Annotated in this window: 8 protein-coding genes; all 8 read right to left on the bottom strand. The window is 40.7% G+C overall.

Features of this window, described 5'->3' with window-relative positions; translation table 11 throughout:
* Nucleotides 1-11: 11 nt before the first annotated feature.
* The 8 genes from HUX74_RS12090 to HUX74_RS12055 all read right to left on the bottom strand — a co-directional run bounded on the left by HUX74_RS12090 (nt 12) and on the right by HUX74_RS12055 (nt 19,227).
* Nucleotides 12-2,354, bottom strand: a complete 2,343-nt coding sequence (locus HUX74_RS12090; protein WP_174646711.1) for a GH92 family glycosyl hydrolase — start codon at nt 2,352-2,354, stop codon at nt 12-14.
* A 35-nt stretch (nt 2,355-2,389) separates the two neighbouring features.
* Complete coding sequence (locus HUX74_RS12085) at nt 2,390-5,053, bottom strand: family 78 glycoside hydrolase catalytic domain (RefSeq protein WP_174646710.1); 2,664 nt, start codon at nt 5,051-5,053, stop codon at nt 2,390-2,392.
* A 50-nt stretch (nt 5,054-5,103) separates the two neighbouring features.
* On the bottom strand, nt 5,104-7,260 hold the full coding sequence (locus HUX74_RS12080) for a GH92 family glycosyl hydrolase (protein ID WP_174646709.1): 2,157 nt from the start codon (nt 7,258-7,260) through the stop codon (nt 5,104-5,106).
* Nucleotides 7,250-9,820 carry a glycoside hydrolase family 38 C-terminal domain-containing protein gene (locus HUX74_RS12075; protein ID WP_174646708.1) on the bottom strand — a complete coding sequence of 857 codons (2,571 nt, stop codon included), beginning with the start codon at nt 9,818-9,820 and terminating at the stop codon, nt 7,250-7,252. The genes HUX74_RS12080 and HUX74_RS12075 overlap by 11 nt, the downstream gene beginning before the upstream one ends.
* Nucleotides 9,821-9,834: 14 nt before the next feature.
* Nucleotides 9,835-11,211, bottom strand: coding sequence for an SGNH/GDSL hydrolase family protein (locus HUX74_RS12070; protein ID WP_174646707.1), 1,377 nt, complete (start codon nt 11,209-11,211; stop codon nt 9,835-9,837).
* Between the two features lie 144 nt (nt 11,212-11,355).
* Nucleotides 11,356-13,989, bottom strand: a complete 2,634-nt coding sequence (locus HUX74_RS12065) for a family 78 glycoside hydrolase catalytic domain (RefSeq protein ID WP_174646706.1) — start codon at nt 13,987-13,989, stop codon at nt 11,356-11,358.
* Nucleotides 13,990-14,110: 121 nt separating this feature from the next.
* Entirely contained in the window at nt 14,111-15,898 is a 1,788-nt protein-coding gene (locus tag HUX74_RS12060; RefSeq protein WP_174646705.1) for a RagB/SusD family nutrient uptake outer membrane protein, read from the bottom strand.
* Nucleotides 15,899-15,918: 20 nt separating this feature from the next.
* On the bottom strand, nt 15,919-19,227 hold the full coding sequence (locus HUX74_RS12055; RefSeq protein WP_174646704.1) for a TonB-dependent receptor: 3,309 nt from the start codon (nt 19,225-19,227) through the stop codon (nt 15,919-15,921).
* Nucleotides 19,228-19,465: the final 238 nt, after the last annotated feature.

Genomic DNA, 19,465 nt, shown 5'->3' with positions numbered 1-19,465 from the left:
GAACAATATACCTAATTTACACCCCATGAGAAATTCGGAGTATTTCCCATCTCCAACTCTAGAATGCCTCCGGCCATTATGTCCTTGTAATCCAAATAACATTTGGTATAATCCCGTCCATTTAATCGAACTGACTGAATATAAATATTCTTATCCGAGTTTTTATTAGCTTTTATCATAAAAGTCTTTCCTGCTCCCACTTGAATTTCAATTGCTTCAAAAATAGGGCTAGTAATCTCATAACGGGTATCACCCGGACAGATAGGATATAATCCGCAAGCAGACAGAACATACCAAGCAGACATCTGTCCAACATCTTCATTACCGACCAAACCTTCTACTTTATCATGATAAGCATTATCACAAATGAACCGTGACCATTTTTGGGTTTTCCACGGTTGTCCCAAACGGTTATACAAATAAGGAACATGGTGTACAGGTTCATTGGCATGGTTATAATAGGCATTCCATAAGAAACTATCCGGGGTTTTTGCAAACATAGTATCCAAATCCGCAATAACTTGTTCGGTTCCTCCCATCAATTCCACCATGCCTTGTATATCATGAGGAACAAACCAGCCTTGTTGAAGCTCGTTACACTCTATACATCCGTACCATTCATGCAATTTTCCATCTGTGGGCCAAGGTTCAAACGAGCCATCCGTTTCCTTCGGGCGAAAACTATGCTTTTCTTTATCATACAGATTTTTATAGGAACGGGATAATTTTGCATAGTATTCAGCATCCTCTCGTTTTCCCATAGCTTCCGCCAGCTGAGACATACACCACTCCGTATAGGCATATTCTAAAGTTTTGGAAATACCCAACGGATTAGGAGTATATCCCAGTTCCGCATTCCCGAACATTTTAGAGGTCTTGTCTGCACACTCATAAGCTTTGTCCATATCCAATCGGCAAATACCTTTTGCATAAGCATCTGCCAATACAGAAATGGCAGGATTACCTAACATACAGCCGCTATAAGCATTCAAAAATTCCCATCTTTCATAATAACCCTTACCACTTTCCTCTGCTATTGCAGTTAAAGACGACAATAAATCATTCACTAAACAAGGATTGATGATGGTCTGCAGAGGCATTTGACTGCGGAATACATCCCAACCACTAAAAATTGTTCTTTTAGTAAACAGCTTAGATTCATGGACCCTACCGTCAGCTCCCATATACTTACCATCCACATCTGTAAAATCTCTCGGATCAATCATTGTATGATATAAAGAGGTATAAAAAATCTTTTTCTGTTCATCAGTACCTCCCCAGACTTTTATTTTCGACAAAGCCGCATCCCATAAATTCCGTGCTTGTTCTCTCACACCATCAAAATTCCAGTCTGCAATTTCTGCCTTAAGATTCTTTTCTGCACCAACCTCACTGACATACGAAATCCCTGACTTAAACAGAACTTCCTCACCTGCTTCCGTTTCAAATTCTGTAAAGAAGCCGATATGCTCTCCTTCATATTCCTCCACATTGTATATAACAGAAGCATCTGATGTCAGTTTCTGGAATTCCGGACTTTCAATAAATTCCAGTTTCCGATTTTGCCCCTCCGGTATTTTGGCACTCCACACACCGAAAGTCTTCAAAGGTTTTGAGAATTCGGCATAAAAATACACGGTATAATTCGCCTTTCCCTCTCCATTTCCCCAACCTCCTCCATCGGGAGTACACTCCATTCTACCTGAAATCGTATGCTCGTCAATGACTTTCACTGCTTGAAAAGTTGAAGTGCCACCTACACGACGGGCAAGGTCTATCTGTATCCGAGACTGTTCACTTTCCGGATAAACCAGCCTCAATATGCCACAATGAGGAGTGACCGTAGCCTCCACTTTCACCTTATAATCACTCAATAGAACTTTGTAATATCCAGCACTAGCCTCTTCGGAACTTTTATCATAACGAGAACGATATCCACTCATGCCTTTCTCTTTACCCGAATTTGTGCGCATAGTACCCACTGTAGGCATGACCAAAAGATTACCCAAGTCTCCTCCCCATCCGATACCGCTCATCTGCGTAAAAGCAAATCCTTCTATCGTTTCATGCTCATAACTATAACCGGAACCATTGTCTCCTCCAGTTATTGTATTAGGACTTACTTGAACTGCCCCAAAGGGAGTTACGGCCCCTGGAAAAGTTTTACCCAGACCATGATAAGCCCCGGCAGCCTCTGTATTAGTACTGGCACCGATAAAAGGATTCACATAATCAGAAACATGTGCCATTTCATCTTTACCCGAATATATGGAACAAGAAGTACAATTCAAAAGAATGCATGCTGATAAAAAGAAACTCCCCTTTCTTACTTTATAAAAAATAGTGTTTGCCATAACCTATATTTATTTTATTAATCAAAAATAGAATACTACTTCAAAACTTTAAAACTGTATGAACCGGACAAAACCTGGATAGGCTCTCTTGCACATTCTTTCCCCCATTGAGGGAGTACAATAGTAGCTGAGGTATTTACTGGAATTTCCACATTCAATTTAAAATTACCTCTTTCGTCTATATGCCAATCCGAAATTATCTTCCCATATAAAGTGTTATATGACGCCCTACAATAACTCAAATCAGATACCGGTGCAGGAGCAATATAAAAATGTTTCATACCCGGTTTGGATTTATCCGGTCGTATACCCGCAAGCGAATGATAAAACCATGCCACGACGCTTCCAAACATCGGGTGACAATGCCCACATCCTCCCGGATCTCCGCCACCATCCCAAGTTTCCCACAATGTACTGTTTTTTTCATCCAGCAAATAGCTATATCCTGGAAAGTCTCTTTGATTCATTAGCCTATATGCCAGATCGGCCCTTCCATTATCTGTCAAAACCTTCAATAAAAGCGGAGTGCCAAAAATGCCTGTATCAAAATGATAATCAAGTTGTTCTAAATGGCCCAGCATTGCAGAAAACACCTTTTCATATTCATCGTCAGGAACAAGTCCAAACCCCAATGCAAAAACATCGGCTCCTTGCCTTCCTTCCCAATAATGATTGGTAAGAGGATTATAAAAGGCTGAATTAAAATTTTCTTTTATACTCCGAGCCGAAGCCCTAAAAAATTCTGCATCCGCTTTCTGCCCCAATACCTTTGCTATGTCTGCCATTATACAAGTTACATGATAAAAGTATGCTGTATTGACCAACGCTGTCGGAATTTCTATACGGTTATACAAAGTACACCATTCTCCCAAACACCAGCCATTCGGTTCTTCCTTAACTATAAGCCCCCGATCATCAGTCCGTGTACCAAGGTACTCTATCCACTGCTTCATGCCATCATAGTGTTTCTGTAATATTTCGGTATCACCGTAATGACAGAAATAAGCCCAAGGAACAATAATATAAGCCGATCCCCATGCAGGCCCACCTCCTCCACCGCTAAAAGGTGCAGTATGCGGTACATATCCGGTAACTTTATTCCGTGCATCATCCATATCATCTATAAACTTCCGGAGAAAACGCGTCATATCGTACGAATAAAGCAGACTTTCAGTTATAACTTGTCCATCACCCGTATAAGCCAACCGTTCACGATGCGGGTCGCTACTTATAATTCCTTTAAAATTAGCATGCATAGTACGGTTATAAGCCTGACAAATACGATTAAAGAGTTCATTGGAACATTCAAAACTCCCCGTATTCTTCACATCTGTAAATATAGATTTCACAATCAGACTGCACTCCGAAATCTTTGTGCTCCGAGATACGACCTCCACCTTTCTGAAAGTGTGCCATGTAAATTTAGGCTCCCATTCTTCCTGATCGCCACCTTTCAAAATATAAGTATCTGTCTGCCCATAATCCAATCCTTCCTCACTGATAAAACGTAACCGTATCATATCCCCGGAATTACCTTTTACATTCAAGGCACACCAACCGGATACCGTTTCGGGCAACGTAAAGATATAGAGTGAATCATTAAGTTGCTCAAAATGAGTATCCACAATCTGCATGACCTTATTAAAAGGGATTGTCTGGGACATCAACGTACCGGTAGGCGGTCGGACTTGTAATGCTGATTCCCATATATTATCAGCATAGGATTCTCGATTCCAACGTCCCAAATCTTTACGAGCATCATAAATTTCCCCCGTAAATATAGCATCATGCAATAATGGTCCTGTTGTAGTCTTCCATGAATTATCTGAAACTATCATTTCTTTGGCTCCATCTTCATATTCAATCTCCAATTGTAATATCATTTTAGGAACATCATACCACATATGTCCTTCCACTGTGCGATCACGCTGATTGTACCAACCATTCCCCAATATTATACCTATAGCATTATTCTGCATTTTAAGGTTTCCAGTTACATCAAACACATTATAAAATACACGTTGCGTAGACTGGTCATCATAATGATACAACAATTTTTTAAGAGACCGTCTATCATAGTTGGTTACAGCAGGTGCCAATACTTGTTCCCCTACTCTTTCTCCATTGAAATACATTTCATAGAATCCCAATCCACAAACATAAGCCATTGCTTTTTTTACCGGTTTTGCAACTACAAATTCTTTACGGAAATAAGGAGCTGGAAAAGTCTGGGTGGAGTCTGGAAATATATCTTCCCTATTCCCTATCCACTGCGCTTTCCAATCCGAAGGACACAGCAAGCCCATACTCCAGTCAGCAATATTGCTCCATTCAGAAGGGACATCACACTCATCCCAAACCATCACTTTCCAATAAAGTTGCATTCTGGCAGATAACTTCTTGCCTTGATACCGGACGATAGATTCTGAAGACAACACTTTTCCAGAGTCCCAATAATCTCCTTGTCCTCTTTTTATTAAAGACAAATCATCCGATACAATAATACGGTATGCAGACTGAGACTTACCCGTTCCTTCTGAGATCAATTGCCATTGTAATACCGGATTCAGATTATCAATTCCCAATGGACTTTCCATATAATCACAACGCAGATTCACTATGTCAATCCCCCTTTCTGCACATGCAACAAATGATAACATAGCGAACACCAAAGATATTTTTATAAAGAATTTATTCATGATATTCAATTTATTATTCAAAAAGGAACAATATTCACTCGTTTCTCAAATCAAGGAAAAGAAGGAGGCAGTACTTTGGTACCCCATTTCAAATCAGCCTTACCGGAAGTCCGATATTCTAAGGTAGCACCATTGGAGAGTTCATCCCAATTTATCCAAGTACTATTATGTAGTACCCCATTCACCTTTAAAGATTTGATATAGATGTCTTTTTCAGAGCCACCCTTAATAAAGATAGAACCATTTTTCAGATAAATCTTTACAGAAGAAAAGATTGGCGTATTTATAGTGAAACCACCAATTCCCGGGATCTCCGGATATAATCCTATACAAGCAAAAATATACCATGCCCCCATTGTTCCCAGATCATCGTTGCCAGGAAGCCCATCTATCTTGCCAGAATACTGTTCATTCAGTATCCGATTTACGATAGCCTGTGTCTTATACGGACAACCTACCCAGTTATATATCCAAGGAATATGAAAACTAGGTTCATTGCCCGAAGCAAACCAAGCATCATTATAATTAGCATCCAAACGTTGGAAGAACTCATCTAAACGTTGCTCTGCAATTTTTTTACCACCAATCATTTCAACCAAGCCTGCAATATCATAAGGCACCATCCAAAAATAATTTTTATAAGTAGATTCACGAAAGTCCTCACTTAACGGTTTCCAAGAACCATCAGGGTTACGGGATTGTAACCAACCTGTTTCCGGATTGAAAAGGTTCTTCCAGGAACGTGCAAAGTGAAAATAACGCCACGCCGAGAATTCATCTCCTATAGCACGCAAAGCAAATTGTCCGATAGCAAAATCTGAAGAAGTATACTCCAATTGTTCAGAAGCATTATAGTAACCTTTTTCCAGATATTGCTTTAATCCCGGCCTTTCTTCTATATTTTGCGATTTGGCTCCTGGTATTTCTGCATTTGTTCTCATTGTTTTAAAAATCGGTCTAGGATCATAATTCCTGGCTCCAAACGCATAAGCGTTCGAAATCAGAATAGGAGTAGGATCCCCCTGCATGACTCCCGTTTCTACATTTGCCAACACCCAACGTGGAAAAGCGCCACCGGATTGTTCTGCAAAATCCTGGTGAGAAATTACAATATCAGAAGTCACATCTGGCTCCAGCATAGCTAAAAGCTGAATCTGCGTACGATAAGTATCCCAATTACTAAAAGAAGTATATTGTTTGGAACGTGATTTATATACCCGGTTATCAGCCCCCATATATTCACCGTTTACATCACTGCAAACATTCGGATGAATCATTGTTCTATACAAATGTGTATAGAACTGGGTGATACGATCCGAATTGTCGCTTTCAACCTCTATCTTGCTTAAATAGTGGTTCCATCTTTTTTCGGCTTCTCCCCTTATCTCATCAAAGTTCCAGCCCGCATTCTCCATTCTCAAATTTTTCCGCGCATTATCAACGGACACATAAGAAACTCCAATCTTGTATTGTATATCCTTCTTCTTATCTAAATCAAAAGTAAAATAAACACCAGAACATTCTCCTTCGGCAAAAGTTGTATTAGGTTTCAGTTCCTTCTGTTTCCAAGTTCCAAACTCAACTGCGCCTTTATCAAACTCCGCAACAAAGTAGACTTTGTAGGGAGTAGGCAATCCACAAAAATTTCCCCCAACAGCATACCCTTCACACCTATTGGGAGCAGTGATAACAATTGCTGCTTGATTTATAGGGGTGGCTGATATACCACCACCTATAATAACCGTCCCCATGGTCTGATTGGCAGGAAATTCATACTTGGCCATGCCTGTTCGCTCAGTAACCGTCAGATGTGCCCGAATATCCTCTTGTACTGTTGCTTCATAATATCCGGCATGACCTTGTTCTTTAGAAATATTGATTCTGTAATTCAGAATATTCTCTGGAGAGACCTGCAACTTTCCCCTTACGGGAAAAGTGGGGAAATTACCCATATGGTCACAACCGGCTCCACTCAATTGGTTGATTACAAAACCGGCACTTTTTGAAAAATAAGATGGAGTAAACTGTACCATCCCAAAAGGATAGGTGGCCCCTGGATAAAGATAGCCCGACGCAAGGCCAAGCCCTTTCGTACCAATCAACGTATTAACTTCCTCCGCATAATTTTTATCATCAGTCCGATTGTTTCCTAATATGAAGAACGGATTTAATAATAAAAAAAGAGATAATAATATTTTATTTTTCATTCGACTCAATTTTTAATGTACATATTCCGAACTGAGGAATGGTTAAATCCAAATAACTCTTCCCATTTTTCTCATGTACAAGCAATGTTTCTATAGTCCGGCCATCCAATTCTACAAGTTTAACACTCAAATTCGTTCCGGTTATAGCAATCTTTCTCGAAGTATCATCACTCAGAGAATTGAACAAACGAACATACAAACTCTTTCCTTCATAATACATGGATGACAATTCATAGGCATCATTTTCTACGGATAGGAAAGAAGCAGAAGCCAAAGAAATATCACCCGCCAATGTAGCTATCAACGGTTCATTCCGTTCTTCACTACGTGTCCATAAACGGCATTGTTCCCAATTTCCCTGATGAGGTAATATAGAATATGAGAATTCAGTAGGTCTATCTATTCTATAATCCATTCCCCAAAGCCCTTTGCCTGCATACTGCACATTCAATGCCAAAGGAAAATCCTTCCCATGCACATAGCTGGTTGTATGGTCAGAGAACAAAGCCAGCCCACACGAATTATCTCCGGCAACCTTATCGACCCAATGTACAATGACATTATGTTTAATGCTGTCCCAACGATTGAAGAATGTATTTTCCAAACGACTTTTACACACATCGAAAGGAGCATCCTTGTAAATCAAGGGTGATTCTATCTCCGTTGGAAAATAAAGCAACAGTTTATACCGGTCATCATAAAAGGATTTGCGCGGGTCTTCAGTCTTAAATTCAATACCCGGTTCACCAATCTGCACATCGCCTATCCAATCAATCTTTATATGCATGTCGATTCGAGGTTCACCCTGCGCCAATTGAATTGTCTGCACAAAAGGATGCACCCCTATCTTACCTTGTACGCATACCTTCATCAGTAAAGGGCCCTGCTCCATTAACCGAATCGTAGCAGGTTGTTCGGTACTAGACAAAAAAGAATTTTCCTCAATAAAGAATCCCCGCAGCTCATTAAAACTCCGTCCATTACCCAAATCAACCAGTTCTCTGTTTTGAAGGAATCTTACCTTAAGACTTTCCACAGCACCACCTTTAGACGGATTTAAAACCAGAGAATATAAGTCACTCTCCAAACGACACCTACCATCATGCATCCGCTCGAAGCAAAAAGTAGCCTTAGCACGGCTTGTTGATTCCTGGAAAGTATAAGTTGCAACCCCCGTAGATGGAACCTTTGCACGGAACAGTAATTTAGTGACTTCCCCTTCATCAATCCATTGGGTAGGAGATTCTACCCCCCGATTATCAACCGCTATCCAATCCTTGCCTTTCCATGAAGAAGGGACTTCGATAGAAACCAGTTCTTCTCTCTCCACAGCCAATGTATTGAAGACCCGAATCTTGTTTCCTTTCCTTTGACCCGCCATTAGCTTTAAAGATTGGTCTATCACTCGTTGGCTCTTTTGGTTTGTATTTCTAGTCCAATCGGTTACCGTTTCCGCCCAGGTTTTCCCACTATTCAAACGGTTATACGGAACAATCCAACAATCATGATGCTGAGAAAGCATCAATGTACGCCATGCCTCATCTATGGAATCCATGGGCCATTTCTCTCCCCGATACAGCTTTGCATAAGAAGCCATCTTCTCCGCTTGGACAATGGTATTTTCTGCTGTACGAATCTCCCTTGCCAGACGTTGCATAACTTGTGTTCCCCACATTAAAGAACATAACACATCCTCTTGTGAAAAATGCCAATCGTCTCCAGTACTTCCGTTCGAACAATTCTGTATATAGTCACGCCAAGTCTTATAAGCTGTAGGACAATAATATGCAGCAGTATCCTGACCCAACCAAGGTCCCTTATTCCAGCCATGGCTCCATGCCGCATCCTGGATGCACATGCCTACCGGATGCTTAATCCCCGCATCCAGGCATTTCTCAATATAATCCCTACTGTTAAACCAAGCTATGGACTGCCAGGTCGAACCCGACTGTAAATCTTCGCAGCCATAACGGGGTACTGTAACAAGTTTTGTCCCGTCCGGTCCTACCCAATTCACCAATTCCCCCCCATAAGCATTTACATAGCCTCCCCACATGGTATTGGGATTCTTTGTCGAAGCATACGAAAAGCCTAAAGACTTCAAGACCATAGGTAGGCAACTTGTAAAGCAAGGTTCTTCTGCCGAATAAGTGGTGAAAACAGCTTCGGGGAAGTGTTGCCTAAGAAGACGCATCCCATATTGAAATTGACGGATAACACTTTCTCCCGAAGTTCCAAAAAAATAACTTTGGGCATAAGTAGGATTCACATATTCTATGCGTCCGGAACGGACAGACTGGTCTTTGAACATTTGTTTAAAAGCAGAATAACCCTCTGGATCACGTTGTCTGACTACTTCCCAAGATTCCGGTTCTATCTCCAGATTGACTCTCCAATCCGGATACTGTTTCAATTTCTGGACAATGAATGAAGTCTGTCCTATAGGATAGTGTCCATAGACCCCTCCATGGTAGCCATCTATAAAATAGGCTTGCTGGGCTTTTACCAAACTATTAAAGCCCAGCAAACCTATCAAGAAGATTATAAACCTTTCCCCCATACCGTTTCCCTCAATTAAAGCTTAACCAGTTCCACTTTCAAAGCTTGTGGTTTATTCATTTTATAGATACGCTCTACCAATTCCAACTGCTCATTTTCGTTATCTTCACGAACACTCTTATACATGAAACGCAACCAATAATCTTTCAGCATATTAACAAAAGGATTAGTCCTACGATTCTCCAACATAGTGTTGACAGCCTTTTCATTACTTGCCCACAGCAGCCCTTTGTCACGCATCAAGTTATATTCCATCCAGTAATATTCACGCATCTCACGTTCCATAAGCCAACGCTGCTCATTCAATCGGCGTATCTCTTGTGCTTGTTCGTTTTGAGGGGTATTGTCATAAGCGGCCAAATTGATTCCACGTTTTAAGTCACCGGCTGTTAGGCGTGTTATTGTCTTTCCATCAATTTTCAAAACATAATAACCATCGGACAAGCCTTCCACTGCCAAACCCTCATAATTCAGTTCATCCATGAACGGTATGACATTCAATGCATCAGCCTGCGTATGCAGTTCGTTGTTGTAATGGCTTCTGTCTATCGGATAAGGGAGTGAATTAGCTAGATAAGTAAAACTGATATTTTCAGAAGAAACAACCAAATCATCAATCTTGCAGTTACCCGAACGGTTCACAGTCCTGGTTGAAGCATCTATAGCTATATCTGCAACAGGCTCATTAGCTAATCCTTGAGCTTTCAAGAATAAATATGCCATCACCAAATGGCCGTCTGTTGTAGGATGGACACGGTCACCGCCACACAACGTAAATGTAGAGTCAGCTTGTTGCTCACGCATGTTGATCTCTGTCATCGGGCGATTAAAATCCACATATCCCCACCGATTGGCATATGCCCTTTCTTTCAAAAAATCAGAAATATCCTGAATCAACTTATTTTTTCCCGGAAAAGGGACCTTATTGAAACAAGAAGTTTCGTCATAAGGCGAACTACCAATCAGAATTTTCTGAACTTTAGGATATTTTTTATAGGTATCTTCTATGACTTTGTAATCACGGCAGGAGGTCTCTACATTCTTAAGCCCTATATTTGCATTCTCTGTAAGAGTGTAATCCATATAACCAGTATCATTCATGCCGAACGAAAGAGTAACCACGGTGGGGTTATGTTCAAAAACTTTATCCAATCGTTGAGACATCTGCTTTGCCACATCCCCACCGACACCTTCATTAAAGACATCAATGCGCCGATTTGGAAAATGAGTCATATAATACAACCATATATAGGAATGATAATGTCCTCCACAAGTTATACTGTTACCTACAAAAGCAACTCGCTCTCCCTCCTTAAAAACCGGAATGCTTTGAGATTGCATTCCATTAATACCCATTAATAAGCAAATTGCTACAATTATAAATTTCTTCATCTTATTCTTTTTTATCAGTAATTTTTTTTCCAAAGGATGCATAATCAAAGCATCCTTTCTATTACAAAAAAAATGAACACATAGCAGTCACTCCTTATTTTTGAAAATAAGACTTCTATCTTTATCTCCAGAAAATAATTATAACTACCTGACTTCTATATTATATGTGCCTGTGCCTAATTCCAAATACTGCTTATCCAATTTAACTTCTTGACCATTTACAATACTTTTATTAGCATTACTGGGAATAACAACACTAGCCTCCACTCCTACCGGCAACACAACATGCATCATTAAACAGTCATCTTGCAATTTCCAATTAACTATAATAGTTCCATAAGGAGATTCCTTAGTAGTATTTGCCCAAGTCACCCCTTGTGGAATCTGTGGCTCAATAAACACATGCCGGTAACCTGGTTGTTCTTCATCAGCTCGAATACCGCCGACAGCCTGATAGAACCAATTAGCAATACCATTATAACAATTGTGTACACGGCTACGCTCTCCATTCCAATACTCCCATGTAGTAGTAGCATTATTATTAAGCATATGCAGGTATCCCGGATAGTCTGGTTGCTTCAACATGCCATACATGAAATTGGCTTCCTTATTCCGGATAACCCAATCCGTCAGGATAGGGACCCCAACCAGACCAACCGCTATATGTCCTTTGTACTGTCCGGCTGAACGGGCAAGCATCTCCTGCTTTACTTTATCATATAAAGCGTCAGGCACTGCCCCTACAAACATCGGATAAGACATATCCAGTTGTGACCCTGTAGCATAAATATTTTCTTCATCGTTATAGAATGTCTGGTGAATCAGAACGTTCAACTTCTCCTTACGCACGGCAAAATCCTCCGCTTCATCCTTGCGTCCCAATGCCGTCGCTATCTTGCACATAGCATCCAGGCAGTCACTGACAAAACAGTTGTTCACCAAGTCTATCGACATCTGATTCCCGCTATCTACACCTATGGGAGCCAACCAGTCTCCCAGATACCAATCACGGTAAGTTGTGTCGGGCCAACGTTTCAACAATCCGTTTACGGTGTATCTGTCCACATAACCGAACCATTTCTTCATATTGTCGTAATAGCGCTCCAACAACCGACTGTCTCCATAGTTTACATAAGTACGCCAAGGAGCCAGAACTATAAACCCACACCAGTAAGGACCGCCACCCCCACCACCGGCAGGAGCTACATGAGGCAGTCCACCGTCCTCTTGCATCACATCACCCCATGCTTGTAGCCAGTTCATATAAGTCGGAGCGGCATCATACATAGTCTGGAATGCCTGTGTGGACGAATTACCGTCACCGCCGTAACCGGCACGTTCCAAATGCGGACAATCCACCATATAACCACTGAAAGTCAGACAGCGCAATGTATAGTTTACCATATCATGTATAGCATTCAAGTCTGCATCCGAACAAACGAATGTAGATGCTGGACGATAATCACCATGCACCAAGTAAGCTTTTACTTGCGACGGCTGCGGATGATAAGGCAAATTGGAAATCTTAATGTAACGGAAAGCATGATGATGGAACTTATTACAGAACTTGTCACCATTTTTACCGGAAGCAATATAGAGATCACTTTCCCCTTGCTCTTCAATGCTGCCATCAGCCTTCATAAAATCGCTATAAACTGCCGTTATCTCATGCCCTTCAGGCAGTTGAGGAGTTTGTAGTTCAAACCAGCCGGTCAGTACCTTCCCCATATCCACTAACCACGTATTGTTACCAAGGGCAGTGATACTCTTTGCTGTCAACGTTTCTTGGATCTTATTTGCACTACACATCTGCGGAGTCGCTTTCCGGTCATTCACACATACTTCAACAGCAGACTCCCATTGCAGCTTGTCCAACTCCCTTGCCGTAAGATCAGCAGGAAGCATGCGGGCATCTATCCGTTCACCGCCGAAACGTAAAGCATTCCAGGTTCCCATATCAGCATAACCACTCTCACGCCCCATCCACGTAACATCTGTCATGAGCAGTTTTTTCCATTTTCCATCTCTCAAAGTACTTAACTCGGCCCTTACCACCGGACCGTCATGCTCAGCCTTGAAAGTGGTTTTCTTATACCAACCTTTCCCCAACCATAAAAGTATTTCATTTTTACCAAACTTCAAAAGAGACGTAATGTCATAGGTCACAACCAACGAACGCTTATCCAGTTGCGAAACAGCAGGTGACAAAACAGAGGAATCCACCTTCTTTCCATTGATATACACTTCATGATATCCTAAAGAATTAACATATAAAAAGGTGGTAGAAGGCTTGTCCACCGTAAATGATTTCCGTAACAAAGGCGAATCCACATTACCTCCGTCCAGACTAATAAACTTTCCCTGCAAGTTGTCATTTCCCAATATACCTATTGCAAAACGTTGGATAGGACTCCACTCTGAGAGCTCCCCTTTCTCATTGCCTACACGTACACGCCAATAACATAACTGGCGTGATTTCAAGCCTTTACCTTGATAAGGAATCATCACAGAAGCGCAAGATTTTGTCTTGCCGGAATTCCATAAATCAGCTTTTCCCCGAGACAACTCAAGACTATCTGCTCCCACTTGTATTTCATAATATTCCTGATTCATAGGAATGTCACACAAGACCTTCCAACTGAAATGCGGGGTTATGTTATCTATACCGAGAGGATTCTTCAGATTCTCACAGCGAAGGTCTTCCAAGAGAATCGGACTGGCCATGGAATACTGAAAACCTAATAGACAAAACAATAATAAAAAAAGATTTTTTTTCATAACGATTGAATTACTAAAAACAGATACCCGCAGGAAAGAGAGTCTTCAAACAAATACATGTATTCTTTAATTCTCTTTTACTCCTCCGGGTATCTTTTTATCATATCATAATATTGCTCTTTTACCAACCCGGATTCTGTTCTAACTTTATGTCTTTATTAGTGTCAATCACACTTTGAGGAATCGGCCAAAGGTTGAAATTTTTATTAGCAAGTGAAGTACGAGCCACATCCCAGTAAGCATACTTTTTAATGCGGTCAATAGCTACGGTACCTCCCATACGGAGCAAAGTATTCCAACGATGCTCTTCATAAACCAATTCACGGGCACGTTCATCCAAAATCAGATCCAAATTCACATCTGAGGCCGTGACCATATAGCCACATTGTGCTCTTTCCCTCAATTTATTAATATCAGCAGCAGCACCGGCATTATCTCCTAAACGCCACTTCACTTCCGCACGTAACAAGATAGTTTCCGGTAAACGTACCAAATAATCATCTCTATAAAGGAAAGAAAAGTTACCATCAATACCTGCAATATAACCAGAATATCTATCCGTAGCAATCTTACAGGAAATAGGGAACAAAAATGTTTCAGCTTGCCTATCTTTTACCCCATTTGAAACCTTATGCAACACATCCCATGGAACCACCTTGCCATAATAGTTACCATTTTTTTGGTTCCCCACAAATGTCCTTCTGAATACAGCCTCAGAGTTTCTCATATCTTCCGCCCATTTATCTTCATAAATGATGTCACGTGTATAATAAGTAGGCATTACAGCCGTAACCCCCTCACCACCTACATCTTCTAAACTCCCCATCAATTCTCCTTGCACGTCACGGGCTACCGGACTATAGTTACAAGAATGGGCCATACGGTTTGCTGTATATCCTTGCTGGCAGAGTTCCAAGCTCATCTGAGCTACCCAAATAGCTTCCGTATTACCATTCTGATAATCCTGATTGCCTTCTTGGAACAAATCCCAGTAAACATTCCCTTCAATATGTACCCCAGCAGACTCATAAGTATGCTCTGCTGTCTGGTCTTGTATGCTGGTTGCATAATAGTAAATAGGATTCTCATGCTGACGAGTACCGAAACGATTCATCATCAGACGATAAGTACCGCCATCTATCACAGCATCAGCATATTCCTTAGCCTTACGAAAAGATTCAGCACCATCCTGACCTTCTTCTTGCAATGCTACCCCCTTATCAATATAAAGCTGGCACAAATAATGCTGAACAGCTCCTTTTACCAAACGTCCCGCTTCTGCATGGGTTTCTGGAAGATTCAAAGCATAGTTTTCCAGGTCATCTATCGCAAGCTGATAAGTTTCCACACGACTACTGCGTTGAAAATCATAACGTGGTCCAGTAATACGTTCCGTCACCAAAGGCACTCCACCATACAGCTCACCTAAGTTCATATAAGCGTATGCTCTAAAGAAATGCGCTTCTGCCAATGTCTGGGTCTTGTCAGTCTCAGAGCTCCACGTGACCTCTTCGGCAGCAGATATAGCCAAATTAGCCTGGGATACCAAATTGTAAAAATTATTATATACTTGTTTATAAATGTCATAGTCTGCTGCCAACTTACTATAATCATTCATATTCTGTGCATCCCGACCGTTGGGGACATCAAACATGTCAGTTCCATTATTTCCCATATAGAAATGTCTCGGAGAGAACTGCATGGGTGCAGAAGTACAAAATATATCACGCACTTTTTCGTAACAAGACGTAACCACTTGTTTCACTTGATTGGAGCTTTTGAATACATTTTCTATTGCATAGGAAGATTCCGGAGATTCCTTCAAGAAAGCAGAATCATCACAACCACTTGCCATAATAGCAGATAAAGCTATTAATCCAACATTGATTTTATTTTTTAAAATATTCATAATTCATCAAAGTATAAAGTTTAAAAACTAATATTTGCTCCCAGCGAAAGATTTGTTGAAATAGGATACGTAGAAGATAAAATTGTATTACCTAATTCAGGATCTCCATTTTCCCAACCTGTAATCGTGAATAGATTCTTGCCTGTAAAGAAGACACGCAGATTATTGATACCGAAATTCTTTATTTTAGCAGAATTAAAGGTATAAGACAATGTGATGTCCTGCAGACGAACAAAGGCACGGCTTTGCAAACCTTTGAAACGTCCGTCACCACTAAAGTTTGCCGCAGGATATTTATTACTCGGACGTTCTTCTGTCCAATAGGGTATATACATATTGTTAGAATAGGCTCCACCGCCACCACCACCTGCAAGGAAAGCCGGGGCATTTTCACTTACATAATATCCATTTCCTCCGAACGTACCGGTAAGCATAAAATATAATTCAAAATTCTTCCAAGAAAGGGTGTTTGACAAACTCATCTTGAAACGAGGGTCTGATGTACCCAGTATGGTACGGTCTTCCACACCAATGGTTCCATTGCCATCTACATCCACATATTTCGGGTTACCCGGGGTAGCACCATTGGCTTGTATGTATTCTGTATCATCTTTCTGCACAATCCCCGCCACTTTATAACCATAGATAGAATGAATGGAATGCCCGATAAATAGATTATTCCCCAAATCATCATCTTCTCTACCATCACCATCCAAATCTTCACCATATAGATGAACCAATTCATTACGGTTCAACCAAAAAGAAAGATTAGTATCCCATCGCCAATTTTTATTCTCAATGTTTACAGAATGGATACTGAATTCCACACCGCGATTGGCAACTTCACCCATTGTTGATTTCATAGAATCAAAACCTGTCATTGAAGGAATAGTACGATTGAATATCTGGTCAGTAGTTCTTGACAAATACACATCCATGTTAACAAACAAGCGGTTGTTCAACCAAGCCGACTCAAAACCGAAATTCCACGAATTAGTCGTTTCCCATCCAAGACCGCTGTTACCCAATGAATTTTGTTTTATACCAAATGAAGGTACCGTAGAGTTTCCAAAAGGATAAGCAATACCACCACCCGGGCCGATAACAGCCTCGGACAAGGTTCCATAAGGATCAATACCCTGGTTACCATTTCTACCCCAGGATAACTTAAGTTTCAAATCATTCAAAAAACGAACTTTCTCCATGAACTTCTCATGGGTAACACGCCATGCACCACCGAAAGCATAGAAATTACCCCATTTATTATCTGCACCAAATACTGAAGCACCATCTCTACGATAAGAAGCTGTAAGATAATAAGCATCGTCAAAAGAATAGGATGCACGGGCAAAATAACCGGCATTTCTACGGCGCGTAATGCCAGTAGTGGTCTTCTGTGTTGTAGCATATTGCAAGCCATTATAACCCAAATTTGTATTACCATTAGCTACATAATCACGTCCCTCCATTTTATCCCATCTGTCAAATTTACTATCACGAGTAGCAACAGCCGTCAAATCAATGGTATGTTTACCGAATGTATTCTTATAATTCAAAATATTATCCACTACCCAGCTATTCGCTTTTGTATTCTGATAATAACCATTTGTTGATCCTAATTTAGAATAAACGGTTTCTGCTGAATAACGGGAATCATCATCATAAGCACCCAATGGAGCATAATATCCTTCATGGTAGAATTCGGCACCATCGTTCACATTCATGTAAGCTGAATAATTGAAACGGTAGCTCAAACCTTTTACCCAAGGCAGCTTAACCACAGCATGTGCATTGATTCGGAACGTACGTCTGGTATCCAAATTATCATAAGTACCAGATTGGTCTTTCCATAATGGATTTTCAAATTCATTAGAACCTAAAGGGAATCTTTCCAACAAATTAGTGCCTTTACGATACATTACATCGTACGGACCAAGAAGAACCGCTCTGTTATACTCAGCACCTACTCCCGAATAATCTGAATAAGAATAAGAGGCATCTGCACCTACTTCCAACCAATCTGTAATATCTGTGCTGATTTTGGCCATCATTGTAAAACGAGAAAAGTCATCGCCAATGATTATCCCTTGATTATCCGTATAAGAAGTGGACATATAATAATTCATCTTTTCACCTGCACCCGATACGGATACCTGATAGTCCTGCAACCAGCCAGTACGGGAGATCTCATCTAACCAATTAGTCTCATGACCAGCCTCATAGTTAGCTCTCTGCTGTGCACTCAGCGACTCTACAGTAGTTCCATTTTTATCATGAAGCATCTGTAAATAGTCTTTGCCATTCATGAACTCCGGTTGACGATGCCAAGATTGCATTGTACCTGTCATATTCAAATTTATCACAGGCTTACCCGATTTACCACGTTTAGTAGTGATAGCAATAACACCATTTGCCGAACGTGAACCATAGGCTGCCGCAGAAGTGGCATCCTTTAAGACATCAATTGTAGCTATATCATTGGGGTTGATATCATTTAAACTACCTAAGAAAATCACACCATCCACAATCAGTAACGGGTCATTATTACCCGAAATAGAATTTTGTCCTCGGACTAACATAGAAGGTTGACCACCAGCTGTATTAGTAGCACCAATATCCAAACCACCCACGGAACCTTTCAGAGTTTCCAAAGCATTCGTGTTAGCAACCAGCGCTACTGGCGAATTTTCCAACTTCATGGATGACACGGAGCCTGTGAAATCTTTTCGTGTTGTCGTACCATAACCGATAACCACAACCTCATCCAGTAACTGTGTATCTTCTTTCAATGTGACAGCAAGCATTTTGCCACTCTGGGCCTTCAAGACCTGGGTCTGATAACCAATATAAGACACTTCCAAATTGGCATTAGGAGCTACATCCAAGGTAAAATTACCGTCAATGTCGGTAGTTGTACCATTGGATGTACCTTGTTCCCTAACCGTAGCGCCGATTACCGGTTCACCGGTAGCATCAACGATACGTCCTCTAACCTTACCCTCTTGCGCAGAAGAAACAGTTCCTGTCTGCTCTTTTTTTATAATAATCTTTTTACCCTGAATTTCATAACTAAATCCACTTTGTCCCTGCAGAATTTGTTTTATAACTTCTTCTATACCTGCATCTTCTACTGATATAGAGATACGTTTCTTTGTATTGACATCTGCCGATGAAAATACAAATGAATATCCAGACGATTTCTTCAACTGCTCCATCGCCTCCTTTACCGTTACATTATTGGCTTTCAGCGTTATATCTTGCGAAAAGGCCGATAAATTAAAGCAAAGCGCTGCCGAGGCTATTAATATAGCCCTTTTAAAATATCTCATAATACTCCTGATTTTTAATTAAATAACTAAGGTAATTAACAAGATTATTTAAAGATTTCTTATCTTTGCATAATCTTAAATTCAAGGTGATCTCTATCAAGACTACTTGACTTTTAATCTGGGGGGTGTTGCCGCACCCTCCATTTTATTACTCAAGTGCCTTCATTGCATCAGCCGGAAGGATTTATTTTCATGTCTTCAATGTTTTTAAGGTTCAACACATTTACTCATTCTCAAA

Origin of the sequence: Bacteroides sp. Marseille-P8574 (assembly GCF_902825465.1) — a bacterium.
GTDB lineage: Bacteria > Bacteroidota > Bacteroidia > Bacteroidales > Bacteroidaceae > Bacteroides > Bacteroides uniformis.
Note: the sequence above shows the minus strand (reverse complement) of the source record. Positions and strands in the feature narration are given on the sequence as shown.